24 protein-coding genes are annotated in these 24,085 nt (G+C 38.7%); 10 read left to right on the top strand and 14 right to left on the bottom strand.

Going from position 1 to position 24,085, the window contains the following annotated elements:
• Positions 1-78: 78 nt before the first annotated feature.
• From U8D43_RS17675 to U8D43_RS17665, 3 genes are all read left to right on the top strand, one after another.
• The gene (locus U8D43_RS17675; protein WP_335872502.1) at positions 79-1,374 is read left to right on the top strand and encodes a glutamate-1-semialdehyde 2,1-aminomutase; all 1,296 of its coding nucleotides are present in this window, start codon (positions 79-81) and stop codon (positions 1,372-1,374) included.
• Between the two features lie 267 nt (positions 1,375-1,641).
• Positions 1,642-6,093: a glutamate synthase-related protein gene (locus tag U8D43_RS17670; protein ID WP_335872511.1), complete on the top strand. Its 4,452-nt coding sequence runs from the start codon at positions 1,642-1,644 to the stop codon at positions 6,091-6,093.
• Positions 6,094-6,510: 417 nt separating this feature from the next.
• Positions 6,511-7,578 carry an FUSC family protein gene (locus U8D43_RS17665; RefSeq protein WP_335872501.1) on the top strand — a complete coding sequence of 356 codons (1,068 nt, stop codon included), beginning with the start codon at positions 6,511-6,513 and terminating at the stop codon, positions 7,576-7,578.
• A gap of 81 nt (positions 7,579-7,659) precedes the next feature.
• Here U8D43_RS17665 and U8D43_RS17660 read toward each other — a convergent pair whose 3' ends face one another.
• The 10 genes from U8D43_RS17660 to fabL all read right to left on the bottom strand — a co-directional run bounded on the left by U8D43_RS17660 (position 7,660) and on the right by fabL (position 18,315).
• Complete coding sequence (locus U8D43_RS17660; protein ID WP_335872500.1) at positions 7,660-8,562, bottom strand: ABC transporter permease; 903 nt, start codon at positions 8,560-8,562, stop codon at positions 7,660-7,662.
• A 15-nt stretch (positions 8,563-8,577) separates the two neighbouring features.
• On the bottom strand, positions 8,578-9,582 hold the full coding sequence (locus U8D43_RS17655; RefSeq protein ID WP_335872499.1) for an ABC transporter permease: 1,005 nt from the start codon (positions 9,580-9,582) through the stop codon (positions 8,578-8,580).
• Positions 9,583-9,691: 109 nt separating this feature from the next.
• Positions 9,692-11,299 carry an ABC transporter substrate-binding protein gene (locus U8D43_RS17650; protein ID WP_335872498.1) on the bottom strand — a complete coding sequence of 536 codons (1,608 nt, stop codon included), beginning with the start codon at positions 11,297-11,299 and terminating at the stop codon, positions 9,692-9,694.
• 35 nt (positions 11,300-11,334) lie between these two features.
• Positions 11,335-12,318 carry an ABC transporter ATP-binding protein gene (locus U8D43_RS17645; protein WP_335872497.1) on the bottom strand — a complete coding sequence of 328 codons (984 nt, stop codon included), beginning with the start codon at positions 12,316-12,318 and terminating at the stop codon, positions 11,335-11,337.
• Entirely contained in the window at positions 12,293-13,312 is a 1,020-nt protein-coding gene (locus U8D43_RS17640; RefSeq protein ID WP_335872496.1) for an ABC transporter ATP-binding protein, read from the bottom strand. Before U8D43_RS17640 ends, U8D43_RS17645 begins: the two co-directional genes overlap by 26 nt.
• A 733-nt stretch (positions 13,313-14,045) precedes the next feature.
• The gene (locus tag U8D43_RS17635) at positions 14,046-15,794 is read right to left on the bottom strand and encodes an ABC transporter ATP-binding protein (protein WP_335872495.1); all 1,749 of its coding nucleotides are present in this window, start codon (positions 15,792-15,794) and stop codon (positions 14,046-14,048) included.
• A gap of 248 nt (positions 15,795-16,042) precedes the next feature.
• A complete protein-coding gene (gene ntdP, locus U8D43_RS17630; protein ID WP_335872494.1) occupies positions 16,043-16,573 on the bottom strand; it encodes a nucleoside tri-diphosphate phosphatase in 531 nt (176 codons plus the stop codon).
• Positions 16,574-16,691: 118 nt separating this feature from the next.
• Positions 16,692-16,943 carry a YgaB family protein gene (locus U8D43_RS17625; RefSeq protein ID WP_335872493.1) on the bottom strand — a complete coding sequence of 84 codons (252 nt, stop codon included), beginning with the start codon at positions 16,941-16,943 and terminating at the stop codon, positions 16,692-16,694.
• Positions 16,944-17,280: 337 nt separating this feature from the next.
• Positions 17,281-17,493 (bottom strand): gamma-type small acid-soluble spore protein, encoded by a 213-nt coding sequence (locus U8D43_RS17620; RefSeq protein ID WP_442893630.1) that lies wholly within the window; start codon positions 17,491-17,493, stop codon positions 17,281-17,283.
• 75 nt (positions 17,494-17,568) lie between these two features.
• Complete coding sequence (gene fabL / locus U8D43_RS17615; protein WP_335872491.1) at positions 17,569-18,315, bottom strand: enoyl-[acyl-carrier-protein] reductase FabL; 747 nt, start codon at positions 18,313-18,315, stop codon at positions 17,569-17,571.
• A gap of 144 nt (positions 18,316-18,459) precedes the next feature.
• Here fabL and yfhS point away from each other — a divergent pair, with 144 nt between their 5' ends.
• Genes yfhS through U8D43_RS17600 form a run of 3 tightly spaced genes read left to right on the top strand, consistent with a single transcriptional unit; the run spans position 18,460 to position 19,049 of the window.
• Entirely contained in the window at positions 18,460-18,684 is a 225-nt protein-coding gene (yfhS, locus tag U8D43_RS17610) for a mother cell protein YfhS (protein WP_335872490.1), read from the top strand.
• 36 nt (positions 18,685-18,720) lie between these two features.
• Positions 18,721-18,843 carry a hypothetical protein gene (locus U8D43_RS17605; protein WP_335872489.1) on the top strand — a complete coding sequence of 41 codons (123 nt, stop codon included), beginning with the start codon at positions 18,721-18,723 and terminating at the stop codon, positions 18,841-18,843.
• Positions 18,840-19,049, top strand: coding sequence for a hypothetical protein (locus U8D43_RS17600; protein ID WP_335872488.1), 210 nt, complete (start codon positions 18,840-18,842; stop codon positions 19,047-19,049). The genes U8D43_RS17605 and U8D43_RS17600 overlap by 4 nt, the downstream gene beginning before the upstream one ends.
• A 553-nt stretch (positions 19,050-19,602) precedes the next feature.
• Here U8D43_RS17600 and mutY read toward each other — a convergent pair.
• Positions 19,603-20,709 carry an A/G-specific adenine glycosylase gene (gene mutY, locus U8D43_RS17595; protein ID WP_335872487.1) on the bottom strand — a complete coding sequence of 369 codons (1,107 nt, stop codon included), beginning with the start codon at positions 20,707-20,709 and terminating at the stop codon, positions 19,603-19,605.
• 45 nt (positions 20,710-20,754) lie between these two features.
• The gene (locus tag U8D43_RS17590) at positions 20,755-21,060 is read right to left on the bottom strand and encodes a hypothetical protein (protein ID WP_335872486.1); all 306 of its coding nucleotides are present in this window, start codon (positions 21,058-21,060) and stop codon (positions 20,755-20,757) included.
• A 68-nt stretch (positions 21,061-21,128) separates the two neighbouring features.
• Here U8D43_RS17590 and U8D43_RS17585 point away from each other — a divergent pair, with 68 nt between their 5' ends.
• Positions 21,129-22,112, top strand: a complete 984-nt coding sequence (locus U8D43_RS17585; protein ID WP_335872485.1) for a metal-dependent hydrolase — start codon at positions 21,129-21,131, stop codon at positions 22,110-22,112.
• Between the two features lie 26 nt (positions 22,113-22,138).
• On the opposite strand, the gene U8D43_RS17580 is transcribed toward U8D43_RS17585, so the two are convergent.
• Positions 22,139-22,408 (bottom strand): YfhJ family protein, encoded by a 270-nt coding sequence (locus U8D43_RS17580; RefSeq protein WP_335872484.1) that lies wholly within the window; start codon positions 22,406-22,408, stop codon positions 22,139-22,141.
• Between the two features lie 132 nt (positions 22,409-22,540).
• Between U8D43_RS17580 and U8D43_RS17575 the strand changes: the two genes are divergently transcribed.
• Both U8D43_RS17575 and U8D43_RS17570 read left to right on the top strand, forming a co-directional pair.
• A complete protein-coding gene (locus tag U8D43_RS17575) occupies positions 22,541-22,708 on the top strand; it encodes a small, acid-soluble spore protein K (protein ID WP_335872483.1) in 168 nt (55 codons plus the stop codon).
• Between the two features lie 22 nt (positions 22,709-22,730).
• Positions 22,731-22,889: a YpzG family protein gene (locus U8D43_RS17570; RefSeq protein ID WP_335872482.1), complete on the top strand. Its 159-nt coding sequence runs from the start codon at positions 22,731-22,733 to the stop codon at positions 22,887-22,889.
• Between the two features lie 40 nt (positions 22,890-22,929).
• On the opposite strand, the gene U8D43_RS17565 is transcribed toward U8D43_RS17570, so the two are convergent.
• A complete protein-coding gene (locus U8D43_RS17565; RefSeq protein WP_335872481.1) occupies positions 22,930-23,259 on the bottom strand; it encodes a YfhH family protein in 330 nt (109 codons plus the stop codon).
• 156 nt (positions 23,260-23,415) lie between these two features.
• Between U8D43_RS17565 and U8D43_RS17560 the strand changes: the two genes are divergently transcribed.
• Positions 23,416-24,084, top strand: a complete 669-nt coding sequence (locus U8D43_RS17560; protein ID WP_335872480.1) for an SDR family NAD(P)-dependent oxidoreductase — start codon at positions 23,416-23,418, stop codon at positions 24,082-24,084.
• The last annotated feature ends 1 nt before the right edge of the window (position 24,085 follow it).

Here is a 24,085-nt window from a genome sequence, read left to right as displayed (position 1 = left end):
TTAAGACAAGTATGCTTGTTGCGCAAACAAAAGCGGAGGTCTAGAATATAAGCATGTTAAAAGATTAGGAGGCTTTTCATGAATTTTTCAAAATCAGAACTTTTACATAGTGAGGCTCTGGAGAATATTTTAGGTGGGGTCAATAGTCCATCAAGATCCTTTAAAGCAGTAGGAGGGGGCTCACCAGTGGCAATGGAAAGAGCAAATGGAGCTTATTTCTGGGATGTTGATGGCAATAAATACATTGACTACTTAGCTGCATATGGCCCCATCATTACAGGTCATGCTCACCCCCATATCACAGAAGCAATCACCAAAGCGGCACAAAACGGGGTGCTTTACGGTACCCCCACCCCTCATGAAGTAAAATTTGCTAAAATGATTTGCGAAGCAATTCCATCGCTTGAAAAAGTTCGGTTTGTGAACTCTGGAACAGAAGCCGTGATGACAACAATCCGCGTGGCGAGGGCGTATACAGGTCGTGATAAAATCATTAAATTTGCTGGTTGCTACCATGGTCATTCAGATTTAGTTCTCGTTGCTGCCGGTTCAGGCCCTTCGACTCTCGGAACACCTGATTCAGCTGGTGTTCCGAAAAGTATTGCCAACGAAGTGATTACCGTTCCATTTAATGAAGTGGAACCATTTAAGGAAGCATTAGAAAAATGGGGCGATCAAGTCGCCGCTGTTTTAGTCGAACCGATTGTCGGTAATTTCGGAATCGTCGAACCAACACCAGGCTTCCTTGAAAAAATAAATGAACTAACGCATCAAGCTGGTGCACTTGTGATTTATGATGAAGTGATAACCGCCTTCCGTTTTATGTACGGTGGAGCACAAGATTACTTAGGTGTAAAACCTGATTTAACAGCGCTAGGAAAAATTATTGGCGGTGGCCTTCCAATTGGGGCTTATGGGGGCAGAGTTGATATCATGGAAACTGTTGCTCCACTAGGTCCTGCTTACCAAGCTGGAACTATGGCTGGCAACCCCGCATCCATGTTATCTGGAATAGCGTGTCTTGAAGTTTTAAAGGAAGATGGGCTATACGACCAATTAGATCGACTCGGAAAAGTATTAGAAGAAGGAATACTTGCATCCGCAAGATTGCATAACACCGAGATTACCATCAATCGATTAAAGGGTGCATTAACGATTTATTTCTCAAATGAAAAGGTAGTTAACTATATTCAAGCAGAGAACACTGACGGGGAGATGTTCGCTAAGTTTTTCAAATTAATGCTACATCAAGGAATCAACTTAGCCCCGTCTAAATATGAAGCTTGGTTTTTAACAATTGCCCACACAGAAGAAGATATAAAGAAAACACTCGTCGCAGTTGATAATGCCTTTCAACAGCTTTCAAACGAATAAACATGCAAAACACCCTCGGCTTCTCCTAAGATGTTGAGGGTGTTTTTTTCACTCATTTTTGTAAGCGGTTTCATTCGTTATGCCAGTTTTACTGTTTAATTTTTATCCATAAATATGCATGAAAAATTGAATTTCACAAAAAATTATGATAAGATTGCATTACTGTTCTGAAAATTTAAAATTATTAAATTGTTATGGCTTAATACTAATTATCCTTCTCGGAGGTGTCAATCATTGGTAATAAATAATCAAAAATGGAATCCAAGCATGTTTCAAGATTTTCACAAAGGCGCACATGATGCTTGCGGAATTGTCGCGAGTATTGAGAAAAAAAACAACCCTAGTTTCGCGAATGTACAGCGTTGTATTGATGCGCTGATTACCCTCGATCATCGGGCTGGCTTCATCAATGGCGAAGGTGACGGAGCCGGTATCCACACTGATATTCCACGTGCTCTCTGGAAAGAAAAGCTCATTTCAAACGGAATATCAGCTGAAATATCGGATTCTCCTCGATTCGTTATTGGACATATCTTTATCACTCGTAATTCTAAGACGACAGACATCCCTAATAATATTCTTACATTATTCCAAGAAAATAATTTTACCGTTGTATATGAAGACACAGAAAATGTTAGTCCGGATAAGCTTGGGCCAATTGCGCAACAAGAAAACCCGATATTTCTTCAAGTCGCACTACTTGCCCCCAACTCATTCACTGAACAACAATTATATAAAAAACTTTTTGAGCTCACGATTGAACTTGAGCAGAATGAAGAAATTCACGTTGCTTCACTTAGCCCTGATTTTGTTGTCTATAAAGTTATGGGATCGGGAGAAACCTTACCCGAATATTTTCATGACTTATGTAATCCCTTAATGGCTTCAACTATGACACTTGGACATAATCGATACTCTACGAATACTCTATCTAACTTTTTTCGTGTACAGCCATTTAGCGTATTAGGCCACAACGGGGAAATAAACACGATTGCTAAGCTCCGCGACGAGGCTATGATGATTGAAGTCCCACTCGTGAAAGGCGGTAGCGATTCACAAGATTTGAATCGGACGATTGAGACTCTTATTTCTCGTGATGGTTTTAGTTTATTTCAAGCTATGGAAATGGTTTTTCCACCTATTAATAATGAAATGGGTCAATATCCTACTTACCTTCAAGATCTATATACTTATTTACGTGAATCATGGGGACATTTCGCACAAGGACCTGCCGGTATTGTGTCACGCTTTAAGGATGAAGCTGTCTTTAGTGTTGATTCCCTCGGTTTACGTCCACTATGGATGCTAGAAACTTCAAGCTCTTTTGTGTTCTCTTCTGAGCCGGGTGTCATCGCATCTCATGAATTTGTCTCTGACCCTAAACCATTAGCTCCAGGTGAAAAAGTTGGACTTAAGTGGATGGGAAATGACATAAGAGTTTTTTACTATCAGGACTTTCAACAGCAAGTCTATCAATCTTTTGCCACTTCTCTTAATCTAAAAGACTATGCGAAAAGACTACAACCCCAGCATTTAAACAGAGAAGTGTTGCTGTCATCTTCTCCAAAAATTCATAACGGACAATACCATGCCTTTGGATGGGAAAGAGATCATATCCAATTAGTCGAACAAATGGCAGAAAAGGGAATCGAGCCGATTCGCTCTCTTGGTCACGATTCACCACTTGCAGCGATTAATCCCAATCGAAAGAATATACCTGACTTTATTAAGGAAAGTGTAGCAGTCGTTACGAATCCAGCGATTGATCGTGACCGAGAAACCGAGCACTTTTCGACAAGAACTATGCTAGGCAAACGTCCTTCTTATACAGAAAAGCATGAGCCTGATTTATTTATTGAACTATCCTCCCCTATTTTATTAGAAGGAGCATTAGGGCTAGAGTGTGGTATTCAAACTCAACAACCTACCCTTGACCAGATACAATCATTTTACACAAGCAAAGATGAGTGTACGATTCTTTCCACAACCTATTCACCAAATGAGAACGTTGAAGATGCGCTTAAACGGTTAAGTTTAGATGCTATTGAAAAGGTTGAAAAAGGTATGACACTCATTATTCTTGATGACTCTCTTAGCCATCAGAATCAGCATTTATGGCTAGATCCCCATCTATCTCTTGCTGCAATTGATCAAGAACTTACAGCTGCAGGCTTAAGACGAGATTGTTCAATTATTTTACGTTCAGCAGCCATTCGATCTCTGCATGATTTGATTACAGCTTTTGGTTTAGGTGCAGATGCAATTAGTCCTTACCTAATGTTTTTAACCGTAACGGAAGAAAATCTATTCACACCACTCTTGAATTTATTCGAAGCATTGAATAAGGGCTTGGAGAAAGTCATTTCAACAATTGGAATACATGAGCTCCGTGGATACGGACGACTCTTTTCCTCTATAGGTCTCGATGCTCGTATAGCTGACACACTAAATATCGTCAATTTTTTTGGTGGAGAAAACCTCTCATTTAATTTTACAGCTATGAAGGAAGATTCGATTCAACGCTCAATCGATTATTCCAATGAGTCACTTCGGATAGCAAAAAGCTTTAGTATTTTCCCCCGATTGTGGAAGTCAATTGGCGACGTTGCAAGAACAGGTGATTATACAAACTATCGCGAGAAGCTTTCGCAATTAGAAGGGAAAAATCCAATTACGATCCGACATTTGCTCTCATTAAAGACTATTCCTTCGACCATCGCTCCCGCAGAAGTCGATTTGTCTGTTGGAGAACATAGCTTACCATTCATTATTGCTTCAATGTCCTTTGGATCTCAAAATGAAGTGGCTTTCCGTGCCTATGCAGAAGCCGCAGACCAATTAAATATGGTGAGCCTTAATGGTGAGGGCGGAGAGATAAAGGATATGTTAGGTAAATATCCAAAAACCCGTGGTCAACAAATTGCGTCCGGTCGTTTTGGCGTTAACGCCGAGCTATTAAACTCCTCCAACCTTTTAGAAATCAAGATTGGGCAAGGAGCTAAACCTGGTGAGGGTGGTCACCTTCCTGGTTCAAAAGTGACGGCTAAAATCGCTGAAGCAAGAAATGCAACGATAGGATCTGATTTAATTTCTCCATCTAACAATCATGATATCTACTCAATTGAAGATTTAGAGCAAATGATTCATGAATTAAAAACAGCCAATGACCAAGCCAAGGTAGCTGTAAAAGTACCAGTTGTTCCAAACATCGGCACCATTGCGGTTGGAATTGCCAAAGCTGGTGCGGATATTATTACCCTCAGTGGGTTTGACGGCGGAACAGGGGCTGCGCGAATTCACGCACTCCAGCATGTTGGCTTACCTGTTGAAATCGGGGTCAAAGCTGCGCATAATGCTCTTTTAGAAGCGGGGATACGAGATACTGTGGAAATTTGGGCAGATGGTGGAATCAAGAGTGCTCAAGACGTAATAAAAGTCATGCTATTAGGGGCTAATCGCATCGGTTTTGGAACCTTATCAATGATCGCAATTGGCTGTACGACTTGTCGTGGTTGTCATTTAGATACGTGTCACGTCGGAATCGCTACTCAAATTGAAACCGAAGCTCAAGCAGAAGAACATGGACTGCGCCGTTTTGTTCCTCGAGAAGGTGACTTAGCTGTTCAAGGTCTGATGAATTTATTTTCAGCTTTCGGCGCAGAGCTACGAGAATTATCTGCTTCTCTTGGTGTGAAAAAATTACAAGATCTTGTTGGACGTTCAGACCTTCTAGAGCAAACAGTAAGTGAGAATCGTTTGAATCTCACTACACTATTAAAAACCTTAGATTTACCACAACTTCAACATGTGACTTCTTCACTGAAAGAGGCAATGCTGACAACAGCTGCAACCGCTGTAGGTGCAGAGTATAGGGGAGAAGATATTACTCAAAGTTCTTCCGCATCTTTCAGAACCGTCAATTCGAAGCAACGAGTACTAGGTAGCCTTGAATCTGGTCACAGAGCGAAAGGTCGTATCCAAAGTAACTCTTCTTCCTTAGATCCTGTAAGTTTATCTTTCGGAAATGGATCAATTCCAGGAAACGGCCTCGGAGCTTACACCTCCGAAGGAATGACCATTTCTGTATCAGGTGGAGGTCAAGATGGTATCGGCAAATCCACATTTGGTGGAGATATCGTTATCTTAAAAGGAATAGGTCCTAATGGCAACTCTCTAAATGGTTCTGTTGGGAAAGGGTTTGGATATGGAGCTCAAAAAGGACTACTTGTTGTTCAGGGCAATGCAGATGCAAGAGCAGGAATCCGTCTCTCTGGTGCCGATATGATTATTGGAGGATTAATCAAGCAGCAAATCACCGCAAATGAAATGGGTAATATTGGTGTCAATGCAAATATTAAAGGATTTGCTTTTGAATATATGACTAACGGTCGTGGATTAGTGTTAGGAGATCCTGGTCCTTGGATTTGTGCAGGTATGACAGGAGGGGTCGTCTATTTACGCTATCAACCTGAACTTGGACTTACAAAAGATGCCTTACACCGTCGAATAGCAAAAGGGGCAAAAGTTAGCATAAACCCCGTCGATGAAAAGGCTTCACTAGAAATTAAGGAACTATTATCAACCTATATTTCTCTTTTAGAAGAAGCTAGGCAGGATGAAGTACACGAGTTAAAAGCATTGCTTAGCTCACCTGCACAGCACTTCCTACAAGTCAACCCAGTCAAAGAGCAAGCTGATCCATCCGTTTCTACAGAATAATAAATCTATAAAAAAGGGGCTTCATTTTAGCCTCTTTTTTGTTAGCTTAAAATTCGAACAATCAAATGTATTTATTCTATTTGGCTGTTTTCACAAGGGTTGCTGTTTTTCGAACGAGTATTTAAACAATGATTAGCTTTACTATGGAGGTATCTTCTCGTTTATTTTTGATTAGAATCACCAGAAAAATAGAGGAATCCATTAAAAACTAGACTAATTTCAACAATCTATACGAACATATCCTACTTTTAACGGATGAACTCTGTCCTTTTGAAAATGGGAAAAGTAGTTACTATTTTTTGCGGATTTTTCTTGCATATCTGCTCATATGGATGTATAGTCTATTTTGTTTATCCTTAACTGCTAAGGAAATTAATATGTATATTAGTCTTTTATATAGAAAGGAACCTTTCCATCATGAAGCTTGGAGCCCGAATAATGAAAACGGGAATTGCAATTGTATTATCTTTATACATTGCAGAAGCATTTGCACTACCTTCTCCTGTGTTTGCTGGAATTGCCGCTGTTTTTGCAGTTCAACCGACTATTTATCGTTCATTCTTAACCATAATCGAACAAATACAAGCTAATTTGATTGGGGCTATTCTAGCTGTAAGCTTCGTCTTATTGTTTGGAAATCATATTGTCATTATTGGTTTAGCTGCGATTGTTGCCATTTTAATCATTTTGAAATTGAAGCTAGAAAACACCATAGGCCTTGCACTAGTGACTCTAATCGCCATCATGGAAGTAACAGAAGAAAACTTCTTCGGCTTTTCAGTTATCCGATTCTCAACGATTATGATTGGAGTGCTATCTTCTTTTGTCATAAACTTATTATTTCTACCTCCAAAGTATGAAACAAAAGTGTATAGTCAAATTGACAGCATCACAGAAGAAATCCTTAAATGGACCAGACTAACAACTAGGCATGCCTCTGAACACCATTTATTGAAGAAAGATATTGAGAAAATCAAAGAAAAAATAATCAAACTAGATTCCTTGTATTTAAACTATAAGGAGGAACGTAATTACTTCAAATCCAATGAAGTCGCAAAAAACCGCAAACTTGTGATCTACCGACAGATGATCGCTACCACGAGACGAAGCTTTAATATATTGAAAAAGCTAAACCGTTTTGAAAATGAAGTCAATCACCTTTCCGATGAAATCGATACCTTCATTCAAGATCAGCTCGATCGCTTACAAAACTATCATGAACAACTTCTGTTGAAATTTATCGGTAAAACACGCAACGATATTAATACTGAAGCTGTCTGTTTGGATCGAACTACATTTGCGACCGTATTAGCCCAAGAAGTTGAGTTCCTCCAGAAAAATCAGCATATGAACTCTTATCATTTACTTCATATTCTCACTTCCATTATGGAATATGAAGAACATCTGATTCATTTAGATAAACTGATTACAAGTTTTCAATCCTTCCATATTGATGAAAATGAAATTGATATTAAAGAAGAATAAAAAACGCTCCAATATCGGAGCGTTTTTTCGTTGTAAAAGAAGATATCCAGATTGAATTCAAGAATGTCTATTCTGCAGTGCCTAGTTCTTCATCCTTGGATCTAGCGCATCACGTAGTCCATCTCCCATTAAGTTAAAACCTAACACCGTTAACATAATCGCAAGACCTGGGAAAATCATGGTCCATGGAGCTTGTATTAGGTAGTTCTTAGAATCAGCGAGCATTTTCCCCCATTCAGGGTCTGGTGCTTGAGCTCCTAACCCCAAGAAACCTAGCGCCGCTGCTTCAATAATCGCCGTTGCAATTGCTAGTGTTCCTTGAACAATAATGGGTGCCATACTATTTGGAAGTACATGGGAGAATAGAATTCTTCTGTCTTTCATCCCAATAGCCTTGGCAGCCATCACATACTCCTCTTGCTTGACACTCAATACCTTCGAACGAATCAGTCTCCCAAAATTCGGGATATTAATGATTGCTATTGCAATTAAGGCATTTCGCAAAGATGGACCAAGAGCCGCTACAACAGCAATCGCTAACAAAATACTCGGGAAAGCCAACATAATATCAAAGAAACGAGATATTATGACATCGACCCACTTACCGTAATATCCTGCAATAATTCCAAGTGTACTCCCAACGACAGCTGAAAGAACAACCGCAAAGAACCCTACCGATAGAGAAATACGTGAACCATGAATGATTCGCGACATTATATCTCTTCCGAAATCATCTGTACCAAACCAATATTCGGCAGAAGGAGGTTGTAATACTTGTGTACGATCCCCAAGCTTTTGATCATTTATTCCTTCTGGTGCTATCCATGGTGCAAAAATGGCCAAAAGAATAAAAAATAATACAATAATAAACCCTACAAGAGCTAACTTATTTTTCTTGAAGCTTCTCCACGCATCTTTCCAGGGAGATATGGTTTCCTCTTTTGGAAGGGCAACCGTTTCTGTATTTGTCGCTATTTGTGCCATCTTTTCTGCCTCCCCCTAGTTGTATTTAATTCGTGGGTCCACCGCTGCATACAACAAATCCACAATCAAATTAATTACGACAAAAATGGTGGCAATCACTAATATTCCTGATTGAATAACCGGATAATCACGGAACGATATGGCTTCATAAATATAACGACCAATTCCTGGCCATCCAAAGATTGTCTCTGTTAAGATTGCCCCACCTAAAAGTAATCCCATTTGTAAACCAATAACCGTTAATACCGGGATAATAGCATTTTTCAATGAATGCTTGTAAACCACCCAAAACATTTTAACTCCTTTGGCTCTCGCTGTTCGAATGTAATCTGAACGCATAACTTCTAACATACTTGAACGAGTCATACGCGCAATAATTGCCATTGGAATTGTTGCTAACGCCACCCCTGGTAATACTAAATGCTTTAGAACCTCGCCTAATTGATCAAATCGCCCTTGAAGTATCGTGTCCAATACATATAAATGCGTAATGGATTCAACTGGATTTCGGATATTATCCCTTCCAGTCGTAGGGAGAATATCTAGCTGAAGCGCAAAGATCCATTGTTCCATTAATCCTAACCAAAATATAGGCATGGAAACACCGATTAGGGCTAGAACCATAGCCGTGTAATCAAACCATGAATTTTGAAACCAAGCCGAAATAATACCCGCATTCACCCCAATAATAACAGCGATAATGAGAGCAAAGAGAGAAAGCTCAAATGTTGCTGCTAAGTATGGCCAAATTTCTTCTGAAACCGGTACTTTCGTGCGAAGAGAATCGCCTAAGTTTCCTTGAAGCAACCCTTTCACATAATCTACATATTGAACATACAAAGGATTATCTAATCCTAAACTTGCTCGCAATGCCTCTATTGCTTCTTTTGTTGCCTGCTGACCTAAAATTACTTGGGCAGGATCTCCAGGTATCGCATGAATTATAAGAAAAACGATAATCGTAATCCCAATTAATACTGGAATTAACTGAAGCAATCTTCGAAATGTGTATTGGAGCATATAGTTCACCTCTTTTTTCTACTAGGAAGTAATACAGCCACATTAGAGTTTATTATTATGTAGGAAAGGGAGAGGCAAAATGTCCTCCCCCCCCCCCGTTCATTTCTTCTTATTTAAATTCAACTTCGTGTAATTTATCTGATCCCGTTGGATGTGGATAGAAGCCACTTAACTCATTTTTACCTGCTAAGATAGGTGTTGAGTGAACAAGTGGTACCCAAGGTGCATCCTCATGAATGATAACTTGAGCTTCTTTATAAAGTTCATTTCGTTTATCTTCATCTGTTTCTGTTTGTGCTTCAATTAATAGGTCATGAACTTTAGGGTTTTTGTAGTAAGCATAGTTATTACTTCCGATATTATCCTCATCTAGTAGTACATAAAGGAAGTTATCCGCATCACCGTTATCTCCTGTCCAACCAAGTAAGAAAGCATCTGCTTCTCCGTTACGAGCTTTTTCTAGATAAGTTGCCCACTCAAATGATACGATTTCAGCCTTTACACCAATGTCAGCAAGATTTGCTTGAATGGCTTCCGCTGCTTTTTGACCATCTGGCATATATGGACGTGGAACTGGCATTGCCCAAAGTTCCATTTCAAATCCATCTTCCATACCCGCTTCTGCTAACAATTCCTTCGCTTTTTCAGGATTGTAATCATAACCTTCGATATCGTCGTTGTAACCAGAGATTACTGGCGGCATTGGATTTTTCGCTACTTCTGCTTGACCTTCATAGAACGCATCAATAATCGCTTGTTTGTCAATTGCATGGTTTATCGCTTGACGTACTAATGGATTATCAAACGGTGGACGCGTACTTGTTAACCCTAAGTACCCAACGTTCATTGATGGACGCTCAAATAATTGAAGACTATCATCCGAATTGATTCCTTCCGCATCGCTTGGGTTAATGCCATCTGCTAAGTCAATTTCTCCTGCTTTTAAAGCATTTAATCGAGCAGAGTTTTCAGGTATTGACTTAAATACAACTTCGTCTACTTTCGGAAATTCACTATTCCAATAGCCGTCATACTTTTTAATGACAACCTTATCATTTCTCTTCCATTCCTCGAATTGGAAAGGACCTGTTCCAGCACCTTTTGGCTCGTCTCCAAATTTATCGCCAAGATCTTTAACTGCTGTAGGACTTGCAATCGCAAATGGGCTCATCGCTAAGTTCTTTAAGAACGGAGCCTGTGGACGTTTTAATGTAAATACAACAGTTGTTTCATCTTCCGCTGTTACAGCTTCAATAACATGACCTTCGTCTCCCTTAAATCCGCCAAACATAGATCCATAGTACGGAAACTGGTCCTCTGTTCCATTCATCCAACGTTCAAAGTTAAATACAACCGCTTCAGCATTAAAATCCGTACCATCTTGGAATTTCACGCCCTCACGTAGCATAAATGTATAGGTAAGTCCGTCTTCAGAAGGTTCCCATTCTGTTGCAAGAAGTGGTTTGATTTCTGTATCTTGTTGACCGAAATCAACTAATGTTTCGAAGATATTCTTTGTTACTTTTAGTGACTCTCCATCTGTTACAACTGCAGGGTCTAAGGCCACTGAATCTCCACCGCGGCCAAAAATTAGTGTTTTGTTTTCCCCATCAGAATCTTTACTTGAATCACTGGATGACTTATCCCCACAACCAGCTAGCACCGTGGAAATTGTCAGTAAAAGCATAAGCATGAATAACCAACTTTTTCTTTTCAAAAAAACCCCTCCTATATTGTCTTTTTATATTTACGCTACGCACCTTCTGTTTCTGTGAACAAATGGCATGCAGCGAAGTGACCATCTTCCTGTTTCGTTAATGCTGGTTGCTTTACAGAGCAGACATCCAATTTATAGGGACATCTTGTATGAAAGGCACAACCAGAGGGAGGATTTGAAGGGCTTGGTATGTCTCCCTGTAAAATAATTGACTCTCTTTTATATTGTGGATCTGGAATCGGTACCGCTGAAAGAAGTGCCTGAGTGTATGGGTGCTTTGGATTATCATAAAGATCCTCACTATTTGCAATCTCGACTACTTTTCCAAGATACATAACAGCTACTCGATCACTAATGTGTCGAACTACACCTAAGTCATGTGCAATAAAAATATAAGTGAGACCAAACTCTTTCTGTAGATCCTCCATTAAATTCAGCACTTGAGATTGGATCGATACATCTAGGGCAGAGACAGGTTCATCCGCAATGATCAGTTTCGGTTTGGTCATCAGTGCACGAGCAATCCCAATTCGTTGACGTTGTCCTCCACTAAATTGATGTGGGTATCTTTTAGCATGATAAGAACTAAGTCCTACAATTTCTAAAAGTTCATGGACTCTCTTGATTCGTTCTTCTTTAGTTCCAATTCCATGCACAATGAGAGGTTCTTCAAGAATTTTCTCCACATTATGTCTAGGATTTAACGAGGCGAATGGGTCTTGGAAAACCATCTGCATATCACGTCGAAGTTTTCTTAAATCACCTTTTGATAGATTGGTAATCTCTTGATCCTCAAATCGTACTCTACCACCTGTTGGTTCGATCAATCTCATTAGCATGCGACCAGTCGTAGATTTCCCGCAACCACTCTCGCCAACAATCCCTAATGTTTCTCCCTTATTCACTGTAAAAGAAACACCATCGACTGCCTTCACTTCATTAACCGTCTTCCCTAAAAAGCCACCTTTAATGGGGAAATTTTTCTTTAAGTCTTCAACTTGTAACAGAACTTCGGTCATCGCTACGTCCCTCCTTTGTGTCTTCATATAAGAAGCAACGCGTACAATGGCCATTTTTTGTTTCATATAAATCAGGAGTTTCCATTGTACATCGCTCAAAGACCTCTTCACATCTTGGAGCAAAGCGACATCCTACTTGAATGGATCCGGGCTTAGGTACATTACCAGGGATGGAATAGAGTTTATCCTTTTTAAATCTCATATCTGGTACAGACTGAATGAGCCCTTTGGTATAGGGGTGTTGAGGGTTTTGAAATATCTCCGCAACAGTACCTTTTTCTACCACTTTTCCTGAGTACATCACAATAATTCTTTCGCAAACTTCAGCAACCACACCCAAGTCATGCGTAATTAACATGACCGCTGTATTCGTTTCTTTATTTAAGTTCTTCATCAAAGCTAGAATCTGAGCTTGTATCGTCACATCCAATGCTGTTGTTGGTTCATCAGCAATTAATAATTGTGGTTCACAAGCCATGGCCATCGCAATCATAACCCGTTGCCTCATTCCACCTGACAATTGATGAGGATATTCCTTTAAGAGTTCCTCAGCACGTGGTAAACCGACTTGCCTCATAATTTCAACCGCACGTTTTTCAGCTTGGATTTTACTACTATTTTTATGTATTTTTATCGCTTCTACTAGCTGGTTCCCAATTGTGAAAACAGGGTTAAGAGAAGTCATTGGTTCTTGAAAGATCATCGCAATTTCATTTCCTCTTAAATCACGCATTCTTTTCTCAGAAGCCTCTGTTAACTCCTCATCTTTAAAAAGAATTTTCCCTTCAACAATTTTTCCTGGTGGACTCGGAATTAATCCCATCACCGAAAGCGACGTAACACTCTTACCGCACCCTGATTCTCCAACAATTCCTAAAATTTCTCCGGGATAGATATCAAAAGAAATAGAATCTACTGCTGGTACTTCTCCGTCATCTGTGAAAAACGATGTTTTAAGTTTTTCTACTTTGAGCAAAGGAGTTTGGTTTGCCATTGGCGACCCTCCTACATTGTTGTAATGTTTTAATTTTTCTGAAATTATTACCTTATTATACATTTAATTCAACAATTATCAACCACTTTTACAGAATTTTCTTAATATAATTTAACTTTTTTACAATATTTAGGTTTTTTGTCACACATTTGTAATGTTAATTCTCAAAATTGATTCTGTATCAATAGGAGAATTTTCATTCACCTTAAAGTCGATGTCGCAATAATAGCCCTTCTACAGTTGTCAGTATCATACTGAAAGTGTTGATATTTTCATTCAAGGCTTTTTTTGCAAAGTTTGTTGCTTCTCTAAACAGAAAAAACCAGAGCAATCTTGTATGATTGCTCTGGTTCAAATCCCTATTCACACTGTAAACTAAGTGTTTCCAGAAGGCTCTTTTCGTATATTTTTTTGCTATCGACACAAAGAAAAAACAGGCAGACAGGTTTTTTCGACTGATTTCTTACATTTCATCTAGTAATGAAGAGTTTTTCATTAGGAAAAGAGCATACATTCAGACAGGTCAAAGGTAATATTCCAACTCGTAAAGCGACAATCTTTGCGAAAACAGTCTTTCATAAAGAATGTTGCTTTTAGCAATATATATATCATTAATAGGCTTGGTTCCGAGGCATCTTTTTGAAAAAAATCTACTCAAAAACTGAGATTCCATCGATAATTTAGTTGAATAGCAACAATGTATACGAAAAGACTATTCTAGAAGAGCCTTAAGTTAAGTATCCAATTGTTGAACCTGAAATAATTTATAATATTGACCTTTTTTCTTCATCAATTCATCATGCTTTCCAATCTCTGCAATTCGACCATTATCCATTAAAATAATTCTGTCGGCATGTGTAATCGTTGATAGTCTGTGAGCAACAATTAAGGTTGTACGAGAATGTACTAAGTTTTCTAGCGCTTCTTGGATTAAATGCTCACTTTCTAAATCCAACGCCGAAGTAGCTTCATCTAAAATAAGAATAGGTGGGTTTTTCAGAAAAACTCTCGCAATAGCTACACGCTGTTTTTGTCCTCCGGAAAGCTTCACACCACGCTCTCCTACTTTCGTGTCATATCCTTGTGGTAAATTCAAAATAAAATCATGAGCATTCGCAGCCTTTGCAGCAGCAATGACATCTTCTTCTTTGGCAAAGGGATTTCCTAACAGAATATTCGTACGTACGGATTCACTAAACAGAATATTGTCTTGCAAAACCATCCCAATTTTATCCCGCAAAGACCTTACTTCAAATTGACGAATATCGCTTCCGTCTAGTAATATCTCGCCATCGGTTACATCATAGAAACGAGGAATTAAGCTAATCAGGGATGATTTCCCGCCACCGCTCATCCCGACAAAAGCAATGGTTTCACCCGACTGAATTGTAAGGTTGATGTCTTTTAGAATCATCTCTTCATTATCATCATATGAAAAACTAACATCATTGAAAGAGATTTGACCTTTCGTATTTTTACATTCAATTGCCCCAGGAGTATCGTCAATATCATATTGTTCATCAATAAATTCAAATACTCGGTCCATGGATGCAATTGCCTGTGTCAAGGTTGTAGATGAGTTGACCAGTCTTCTTAAAGGATTGTATAACCTCTCGACATAGGCAATAAAAGCAGCCATTGTCCCAATCGTTAAGTCTCCTTGAATTACTTGGTACCCTGCATATCCAATGACAATGAGGGGAGCCAGATCTGTAATCGTATTTACCACAGCAAACGCTTTGGCATTCCAGCCCGTATGAGCCATCGCTTTATTAAGGAAGTTTGTATTTTGAGATTGAAATTGCTTTTGCTCATAATCTTCCAACGCAAAACTTTTAATGACCGGCATTCCTTGAACACGCTCATGAAGATAACTTTGCAAGTCTGCCAAGGCTTGAGATCTTTCTTTAGTTAAACTGCGTAGATTTCCGAAAAAATACCGAACCGAAATCGCATAAAGCGGAAATACTATAAGCGATACTAGCGTTAATGAAACGTCTTTACTTAACATAATGGATACCGCAATCACAATTGTTGCTGCATCTAACCAGAGGTTCATTAACCCTGTAATCACAAAATTCTTCGTTTGTTCTACGTCATTAATAACTCTTGAAATAACTTCTCCTACTCTTGTGTTCGAGTAATACTTAAAACTCAACTTTTGGATATGAGTAAACAATCGATCCCGTATGTCATACAAGATCTTACTTGCCGTCCACTGAGCATAATATTGACGATAATATTCAACAGGTGGTCGAAGAAAAACAAAGATGAATGCCATCCCACCCATTGCTACAAAAAGCTTGGTGATTTTTTCATCTTGTGACAAAGCCGCATTTCCGACCACATCATCAATCACATACTCGATTAAAAGGGGGATTAATAAAGGAATGGCAAATTTAAAGAGGCCAATCATTAATGTTCCAATAATTTGGAGCTTATAAGGTTTTACGAATTCCATGTATCTCTTGATGCTACCCACCTAAAAAACTCCTCCTTCCATGCTTAATAAAGCAAGATTAAAACCTATTTATTTGTTCTTTCCATTGTTCATTGTTGGTTTTGAAGTAAAATATTGATGGAACCCTCAATTTTGACAATGAATTCTTCCAAAAAAATTAATAATTTTCACCACAATCTACTTTTGTCTAAGTTTTCATAGGCTAGGAAAACAGCCTAACATAAAAAAACCTGTTGATCTCTTGCCAACAGGTTTTTGCCTGTATAGGTTTAACGTCGATGCGTTAGATAACGTTCATACCATATATCTACAAAATCAGGTGCAAATGGTCCTTTTCTTTGACGAATCCAGCGAACAAGTTTATCTACATTTTGTTGTAGAATCTTATCGATAACATCTGGGTAGCCCATCTGTTTTCCATGAGTTTCATATTCATCTTCATCGAGTAGCGTAAAGGTCATATCTGGATATACTTTGATATCAAGATCATAGTCAATATATTTTATTGCTTCATGATCAAAAACAAATGGTGAGCTTAAATTACAATAATAATAAATGCCATCCTGTCGAATCATACAAATAATATTAAACCATAGTTCTGAATGAAAGTAACAGATTGCCGGTTCTCTCGTAATCCAGGTTCTCCCATCAGATTCCGTAACCATTGTACGATCGTTTCCGCCTATGATCATATTACGAGTTCCCTTTAACACGGTCGTCTCTTCCCAGATTCGATGGACCTTCCCGTCATGTTTGTAGCTATGTATTTGTAATGCTTCGCCTTCAGTGGGAACAGCCATTGAATTTCCCCTACTTTCTTAACAATTTCCTGATCAAATAAGTCTATTTTCTTATTATAACGCTTTAAAAATAATTTTAAAACAAAAGAGCTATCGTTTTTTACGATAGCTCTCCATTCTAGTGCGTGGCTTTTTCTTCACTATAGGTACGAATCACATCATTTGTCTGTCTATTAAATTCTGCCTGAATGACGTTAATTTCTTTATTCATCTCTAATAATTCTCTTTTTATTTGCTCTAATTCTACGAGCTTCCCTAGTTCAATGAGTTCTTTTTCTGCAAGCTGATATCGCTCAATTTCAGATTGAAGCAAAAGCAACTTCTCCATTGTTTTTAATTGCTTCTCTATTAATTGGTTAAAAGCACTCACTTTCCCTCTCCCACCTTTAAAACAATTTTCTATCTTTATACAAGACTGTTTTCGCAGAGGTAGTGGCAAATAAAACCTTTGACTTGTCTGACTTCGTGCTATCTTCCTAATGAAAAACTCTTCATTACTAGATGAAAAGTAAGAAATCAATCGAAAAAACCTTACTCCCCTGTTTTTTCTTTGTGCCAAGAGCAACAAAGTATACGAATAGAGCCTTATACAATGTTTCGGTTTATCTTAACAAAGTCCTTTGACTTCTTTTGTCGATAAAAGAGAAGTTTTAATTCCTTCAATAAACAAAAAAGCCTAGGCGATTTTCCTAGGCTTTTTGATTCTATTATTGATTTGGTTGGTTCTGTTGACTTGGTGCTTGTGCTTGTGCTTTTTTTGCTTGTGATTGTGCGTTTTGCTGTTTTACTTGCTGTAAGTCTGTTTCAGATGCAAATTCTGTACCGTATTGCTGAGCTTGTTGACCTGCTTGAGCATTTTGTTGTTTTACCTGTTGTACGTTTGTTCCAGCTGCAGTTTGTTGTTTGTTGTTTTTTGCCACTGATATCACCTCCACGAATAATAATCTAACCATGAAGGAGAGGAACTATCCCAAAAAACAAAAGAAAAAAATATTTTACATCAAAATAGAGCGACCACCATCTACAATAATTGTCTGACCACGAATCATAGAAGCTTCTTCTGAAAGAAGAAAAAGAACAGAGTGAACTAAATCATTTATTTCCACCATTCGACCAGCCGGTGTTTGATTGCGCGCATCCTCTAATAGTTCTTCACGATTAGGAAAATGTTTTAACGCATCTGTGTCAATGGCTCCTCCTGATACGGCGTTAACGACAATATTTTTTGAAGCCAGTTCCACAGCTAAGTAACGAGTTAGAGCTTCTAGGGCTGCTTTCGAAACCCCTACTGTCGTATAATTTTCTAAATAGCGAATCGATCCTAATGAGGAAATGCTAACAATTTTCCCTCCCCCATTCTTCTCCATTCTTTTTGCTGCCTCTTGAGCACAAAACAGAAGTGCTTTGCTATTAATGTTCATCGTCCAATCCCAATGAGACGGTTCAAGCTCCATCACAGGCCTTAACACGCCTGAAGCAGCATTACTGACAAGAATATCGAGTCGCCCAAATTCTTCGTCTATTCTGGTAAACATGTTTTTGATTTTATCAACATCACCTACATTCGCTCTCACAAGTAATGCCTTCCTTCCGAGCGCTTCAATCTCATTTGCTACTTCCTCAGCAGCACTCTTACTTCTCGCATAATTTATAACAATATCGTATCCTTTTTTCGCAAGTTCCAAGGCTATAGCCTTCCCCAATCCGCGACTACTTCCTGTTATAAGTGCAACCTTATTCATCTTTTTTCATCCCTTCTTCGTATATTTTCCCGTTTTTTTCAAAAAATAGAGTATGGCAAATATCAAGTAGTACTTCACACTACCCTCTAGAATAGCACGAAATCTTTCAACTTCTAAATCACGATACTAATGGAGGTTAAAACTATGTACGTCGGACGAGATATGACCGAGCTTTCTATGCTACCAAAGGACCAATGGAAAAAAAGTGAACTTGCCTTTTTTCATCATTCCTTCCAACAAATTGTGCCTTATTTAAACGTAGAAGGTCAAACCATCCATCAACAAATAGTCGAAGAAATCGAAGAACGAGGCGGGTTAAAAAGAACCGAAGCCAACTGGACCCACGGAACACAAACCACATATGAATAGAAAAGCGAAAGTGGCTCGCCCTGCGGCGTCAGGCAAATGAAGAACTCGGAGGTGATGCCTGCATCGCTGGAGAGTTATTCATTTGACCCAGAGCCGCAAGCCACTGCAGCTGGATCAAGAAAAGCGAAAGCGGCTCGTCCTGAGGCGGCAGGCAAATGACAGAACACGCAGTGAAGCCTGCTTCACGTAGTGGGCTGGCATTTGACCCGAGCCTCAGAGCCACTGCAGCTGGATCAAGAAAAGCGAAAGTGGCTCGCCCTGCGGCGGCAGGCACCAGGTCAGTACACGTAGTTAGGTGTGCTATCAAAAGTAAGGCAAACGTATTCTTTTGTGATAGCATTTTTGGAATACATTATTTCTATTAAATTCAATAGCCCCTGAGACCCTCTTTTTCCTCAGTGATCTCACCAAAAAAAATCTGAAAGTTGACTCAAAACCTATCTTTGTATCGGTATATATTCTTCTTTGAAAACAGCCTTTTCTAAAGTGTGTTCTCTTGTTTTTCAGAGATCTATTGTCATTACTTCATTTGAAATTGATGAGACCTCTGAGTTGATTTCACTAATAAAGCTTGTTGAAAAAGACTATTCCATCAAAGTTTGTCGCTTTTCAAGCCAGTCTCTAAACATTGGTATAGCTCTGCATCGGGTCAATTTCCCGTCTATTTTTGATGGGAATCGACAGTGACTTGAAGGGTTCAATCAAAAATGAGATGAAATAGCATACTGTATACAAAAGGCTGTTTTCGCAAAAATTGTGGCTTTTCGAACCAGCCCATAAGCTGTTAGATAGCTTTGCTTCGAGCAGCCTATGGGCTATTTTTGATGAATATAAATAACAAAACGAAGAATTTAATCTAAAAATAGATAAAATAGCAACTATACATACGAAAATTGCCTTAAAAAAGAAAAAAGCCTTCTATTCAGGCTTTTCTCCAGCTGCTTTAAAAGCCTTCCACATTTTCTGATGTGAGACCGGGAGAGCAAAATCATCTTCAATTTGTTGAGAGGTGATTGATCGCAAATCATCACGTTCAACGAAGGATTTCACTTTTCCCCGATAGACCTCCACATTCCAAGTTAGGTGTGAAAATACATGATCAATCTTTGTTAAAATTGCATTCTCAAAGCTAGCTTCAATGTTATATTCTTCCTTAATGAATTGCTCTAATTGTATTTTTCCATATCCAAATGAGTTAATCTCACAATTTGGAAATTCCCATAGATTTGCGAGTAAGCCTTGTTTTGGTCGTTTATGGAGAATGACTCTTCCTTCTTCATCTTCCAATATGACGGCTGCGAGTTCTACCTTTTTTGTGCTTTTTTTCTTTGTCTTAACGGGAAGTTCGTTTTGATTCCCCTGTTCAAATGCTTGACAATGCTCCCGAACCGGACATAACAGGCAAGATGGAGAGGTTGGACTACAGATTAACGCACCTAGTTCCATAAGAGCTTGATTAAAAAAGGATGGATTCTCGTGTGAGATCAACTCTCTTATTGCGGATTCAAAGACCTTTCTTGATGAAGATTTCGCGATATCATCCCAAATAGATAAGATTCTAGAGATGACTCTCATCACATTCCCGTCCACAGCAGGCTCTGGAAGCCCGTAAGCTATACTTAAAACTGCACCGGCAGTATAAGGTCCGACACCTTTCAATGTTGAGATTTTAGTTGGAGTATTCGGTACAATGCCGCCATACTTTTCATGTACTTCCTTAACAGCCGATTGGAGATTGCGGGCACGAGAATAATATCCAAGACCTTCCCATGCTTTTAACACACTTTCTTCATCCGCTTCAGCAAGAGCCTCAATCGTTGGGAATTTACTGAGAAAAGCAAGAAAATAAGGAATAACCGTATCCACCCTTGTTTGCTGGAGCATAATTTCAGAAACCCATACTTTGTATGGATCTTGGTCTTTTCTCCATGGTAGATCTCTTTGTTCAGCTTCAAACCAACCGATGAGGTCTTGTTGAAATTGCCGTATATCTATACCTTCTAGCTGTTGTTTTCTTTTTTGCATGTTTTACCTCCATGATGTTAGCGATACTTCATATTTGGGAATATACTAACTGTATACTTTTCTCAACCCATAACACTGAATTTTTTTGACACCACCATTAATACAACGATCTAATTTTCCAAATAATAAATGACAGGGAGTCGTTCTCACTTTTTTAATGGCATGAAAATAAGCTTCTGTTGGGATATTGAAGCTCTCCATATATATATTTTCTCCTAGTACTTGCCATTGAACATTTACTGCACCATAATCGGAAAGACTAGTCAAAATATACTTTATCTCATGTTCATAGACGTTTTTTTCTTCGGCTATTATTTCATATTGAATGACCATTTGATAAGTATTATTCATTGAAATTCCCCCTAGTTTTCCTTATCATTTTTGATAAACAACTCTATTTTACGAAAGGAGATGGTGGCTTGGACACTGGCACGCACGTTGTGATGGGGTTTGCTTTAGCCGGTTTAGCAACATTAGATCCCGTTGTAGCAGAGAGCACCGCCACATCGCAAGCAGTATTAATTACCGCCTTAATCGGATCACAAGCTCCTGATATAGATACCCTGTTAAAATTACGTAATAATGCTGTATATCTCCGCAATCATAGAGGTGTGACCCACAGCATTCCTGCGGTATTGCTCTGGCCTTTAGGTATCGTCGCCATTATTTATCCATTTTTTCCTGAAGCAAATTTGCTACACTTATGGATTTGGACATTTACCGCTGTTTTCCTGCATGTATTTGTCGACATTTTTAATGCCTACGGTACCCAAGCATTACGTCCTATTTCACCGAAATGGGTCGCATTAGGGGTTATCAATACATTTGATCCCTATATCTTTGGTTTTCATGTCGTAGGACTGGTATTATGGGGAATCGGATTTGATCCTGGATGGACGTTTATCGTCATTTACGTCATTCTTATTTTCTATTACATCATACGATTTGCTGTTCAGTTTACCGTAAAAGCCGCCGTACTAAAAACCATCCCCTCAGCCGAAAGAATTATTATTTCTCCAACGCTCCGCTTCTTTCAATGGCGAGTGGCTGTGGTCACAAAAGATCGATACTTCGTTGCGAGGGCATTTCGACGTTCTGTAACGATTTTAGATGAGTACAAGAAGATACCGGTTCCATGTACAGCTGTCATTCGCGCAGCAAAAAAAGATAAAAACATTTCCGCTTTTCTTTCTTTTTCACCTGTATTCCGGTGGGAAGTTGAAGAGCATGACGATAAATATGACGTTCGGTTTATTGATTTGCGCTATCGTAGCAATGGTCATTATCCCTTCGTTGCGGTCGTACATCTAGATCACGACTTAAAAATCTTGAATTCTTATACAGGTTGGATTTTTAGCGAAGATAAACTACAAAGTAAGTTAGAACCTTTCACAGATAGGTAAAAACGGTGATTCTACATCACCGTTTTTTAATGTATTTCATCTTCTTCATCTTCAAGTAAATGACTATATTTAGGGTTTTTAGCCGCAAATACATGCAGTTTATCACCGTAATTTTCAATCATTTTCCTGACAACTTTTTCTGTCATTTCAGTACCTTTGTACTCTCTCCCTGCCTTTGCATAAGTCGTCTCGAAGTCTTCCCATAGTAGTTCTGCCCAAGTCCGTGCACGCAAAGGAGAAAGTTCTGAGTTTTTTTCTAATAAAATCTTTGTTAGTCGTTCGTATATCTCATTCATCTTTATTACCTCCATTGCCAATATTTTATCATGTTTTTTAGTCATAAGCTTGCCTAGTTATCTTCATAATAAGAGTACGTAGTTAAGCTTTGTTATCTTTGTTTTTCTACGATGAGATGGGGAGGTAGTACGATGCGAAACAAAAGTAAAGGATTTCCAAACCAAAATAATAATAAGTTTGAAGGGGAACCACGAGCTAAAGCAGAGTACGCTTCTAAACGAGCAGATGGTACCATTAATTCCCACCCTCAAGAACGGATGAAAGCTTCTGGTAACCGTGAAAGTGATTCGATCCAATAATAAATAATAGGGGGTCGTGTTTATGGGAAACATGAAGAATAATTTCTTCAATAATAAATATTCTAGTCCATTTACAAAAGGGTGGTTTAACCCTAAGCATGCGCATAAACAAGCAAATGGACAAACAACCCAAACACAAAGTCTTATTATTTTAGAAAACGAAACACGAAAAAGATCTTAACTACGTGATACGAAAAGGAGCTATGTTTCATAGCTCCTTTTTAAATTACTTTTCCGTCCTTTAACATCGAAATAGGTAGTGCTTCTTCTTGTTTTCCACCTTGAAGGCGATAGCCCCAAGCAAAAATCCCATTCAAATAATCAATCTTATAATACTCACCTGGAGTGCCTTTAATTTCATAGATTTCACCAGGCACAAACTGAGTTGGATCCAGTAAATACGCTTGGGCCATAATAGATTTCCTTTCTAAGACAGCGAATTCATTCACAATTCCCAGTTGTTCTGCTTTGCGAGCTTTTTCTTTTAATGAAGCAATTTCCTCTCTTAATTCATGTTCTTTCATTTGGCTATATCGTTTTTCTTGATCCATTTATGTTCCTCCTTATTATGCGACGAGAAATTGAGCGAAAGAGGCTAGAAGATTTCTTCCTCTTTTAAACGATTCGCTTCAAACCGAATCCCTGAAAATGGTACAATGAAAGCGAAACAATGATCCAATTACCTTACCTCTAAAAGGAGTGCTATTATGAAAGCTGTACTAATTACAGGTGCTAGCTCTGGTTTAGGAAAAGAGTTTGCTTTATTGTATAGTGAAAAAGGCTATAAGATTTATGCTCATGGTCGATCAGAAGAAAAACTGTCTTCCTTAAAAGATCAACTTCATCGTGACGGTGGACAAGTAGAGATCATCACTGCCGATTTAACCAACGTAGATCAGCTACAGTCGATTTTCTCCCACATTTCACCGGATGATAAAGTTGAGATTTTAATTAATAATGCTGGTGTTGGTCATTTTGGACCTTTAACCTCTTCTTCACCAAAGGAACTGGAAGAAATGTTTTCCACCAATGTGATGGCTCCAATCCATTTAACAAAAGAATATATTACACACGTAGAGACCGGAAAAATTATTAACATTATCTCCACAGCCGGCTTACGTGGCAAAGTGAATGAATCTCTTTATTCAGCCAGTAAGTTTGCCCTAAGAGGATTCGCGGAAAGTATGCAAAAGGAATTAGCCACTACCAATATCACGGTTGTTAACGCCTATATGGGTGGCATGAACACCCCCTTTTGGGAAGAAAGTCATCATGTTTCTGATACATCCCGCTTTCGTTCACCTAAAGAAGTGGCCAACTATATTTTCGAGCAAGCTGAATCTCAAACTGAAATTATTCTAGAATCCAAAAAATAAT

The sequence above is a fragment of the Bacillus sp. 2205SS5-2 genome (assembly GCF_037024155.1).
Lineage (GTDB): Bacteria > Bacillota > Bacilli > Bacillales > Bacillaceae_K > Bacillus_CI.
Note: the sequence above shows the minus strand (reverse complement) of the source record. Positions and strands in the feature narration are given on the sequence as shown.

What these genes read in the sequence shown, in the direction of transcription:
- U8D43_RS17575 (WP_335872483.1), top strand. Translation starts at nt 22,541, where the DNA reads ATGCGAAACAAAAGTAAAGGATTTCCAAACCAAAATAATAATAAGTTT.
- U8D43_RS17640 (WP_335872496.1), bottom strand. Translation starts at nt 13,312, where the DNA reads ATGGCAAACCAAACTCCTTTGCTCAAAGTAGAAAAACTTAAAACATCG.
- U8D43_RS17645 (WP_335872497.1), bottom strand. Translation starts at nt 12,318, where the DNA reads ATGACCGAAGTTCTGTTACAAGTTGAAGACTTAAAGAAAAATTTCCCC.
- U8D43_RS17665 (WP_335872501.1), top strand. Translation starts at nt 6,511, where the DNA reads ATGAAGCTTGGAGCCCGAATAATGAAAACGGGAATTGCAATTGTATTA.
- U8D43_RS17605 (WP_335872489.1), top strand. Translation starts at nt 18,721, where the DNA reads ATGAAGAACTCGGAGGTGATGCCTGCATCGCTGGAGAGTTATTCATTT.
- mutY (WP_335872487.1), bottom strand. Translation starts at nt 20,709, where the DNA reads ATGCAAAAAAGAAAACAACAGCTAGAAGGTATAGATATACGGCAATTT.
- U8D43_RS17600 (WP_335872488.1), top strand. Translation starts at nt 18,840, where the DNA reads ATGACAGAACACGCAGTGAAGCCTGCTTCACGTAGTGGGCTGGCATTT.
- U8D43_RS17590 (WP_335872486.1), bottom strand. Translation starts at nt 21,060, where the DNA reads ATGAATAATACTTATCAAATGGTCATTCAATATGAAATAATAGCCGAA.
- yfhS (WP_335872490.1), top strand. Translation starts at nt 18,460, where the DNA reads ATGTACGTCGGACGAGATATGACCGAGCTTTCTATGCTACCAAAGGAC.
- U8D43_RS17675 (WP_335872502.1), top strand. Translation starts at nt 79, where the DNA reads ATGAATTTTTCAAAATCAGAACTTTTACATAGTGAGGCTCTGGAGAAT.
- U8D43_RS17560 (WP_335872480.1), top strand. Translation starts at nt 23,416, where the DNA reads ATGAAAGCTGTACTAATTACAGGTGCTAGCTCTGGTTTAGGAAAAGAG.
- U8D43_RS17655 (WP_335872499.1), bottom strand. Translation starts at nt 9,582, where the DNA reads ATGCTCCAATACACATTTCGAAGATTGCTTCAGTTAATTCCAGTATTA.
- fabL (WP_335872491.1), bottom strand. Translation starts at nt 18,315, where the DNA reads ATGAATAAGGTTGCACTTATAACAGGAAGTAGTCGCGGATTGGGGAAG.
- U8D43_RS17565 (WP_335872481.1), bottom strand. Translation starts at nt 23,259, where the DNA reads ATGGATCAAGAAAAACGATATAGCCAAATGAAAGAACATGAATTAAGA.
- U8D43_RS17660 (WP_335872500.1), bottom strand. Translation starts at nt 8,562, where the DNA reads ATGGCACAAATAGCGACAAATACAGAAACGGTTGCCCTTCCAAAAGAG.
- ntdP (WP_335872494.1), bottom strand. Translation starts at nt 16,573, where the DNA reads ATGGCTGTTCCCACTGAAGGCGAAGCATTACAAATACATAGCTACAAA.
- U8D43_RS17570 (WP_335872482.1), top strand. Translation starts at nt 22,731, where the DNA reads ATGGGAAACATGAAGAATAATTTCTTCAATAATAAATATTCTAGTCCA.
- U8D43_RS17670 (WP_335872511.1), top strand. Translation starts at nt 1,642, where the DNA reads ATGTTTCAAGATTTTCACAAAGGCGCACATGATGCTTGCGGAATTGTC.
- U8D43_RS17580 (WP_335872484.1), bottom strand. Translation starts at nt 22,408, where the DNA reads ATGAATGAGATATACGAACGACTAACAAAGATTTTATTAGAAAAAAAC.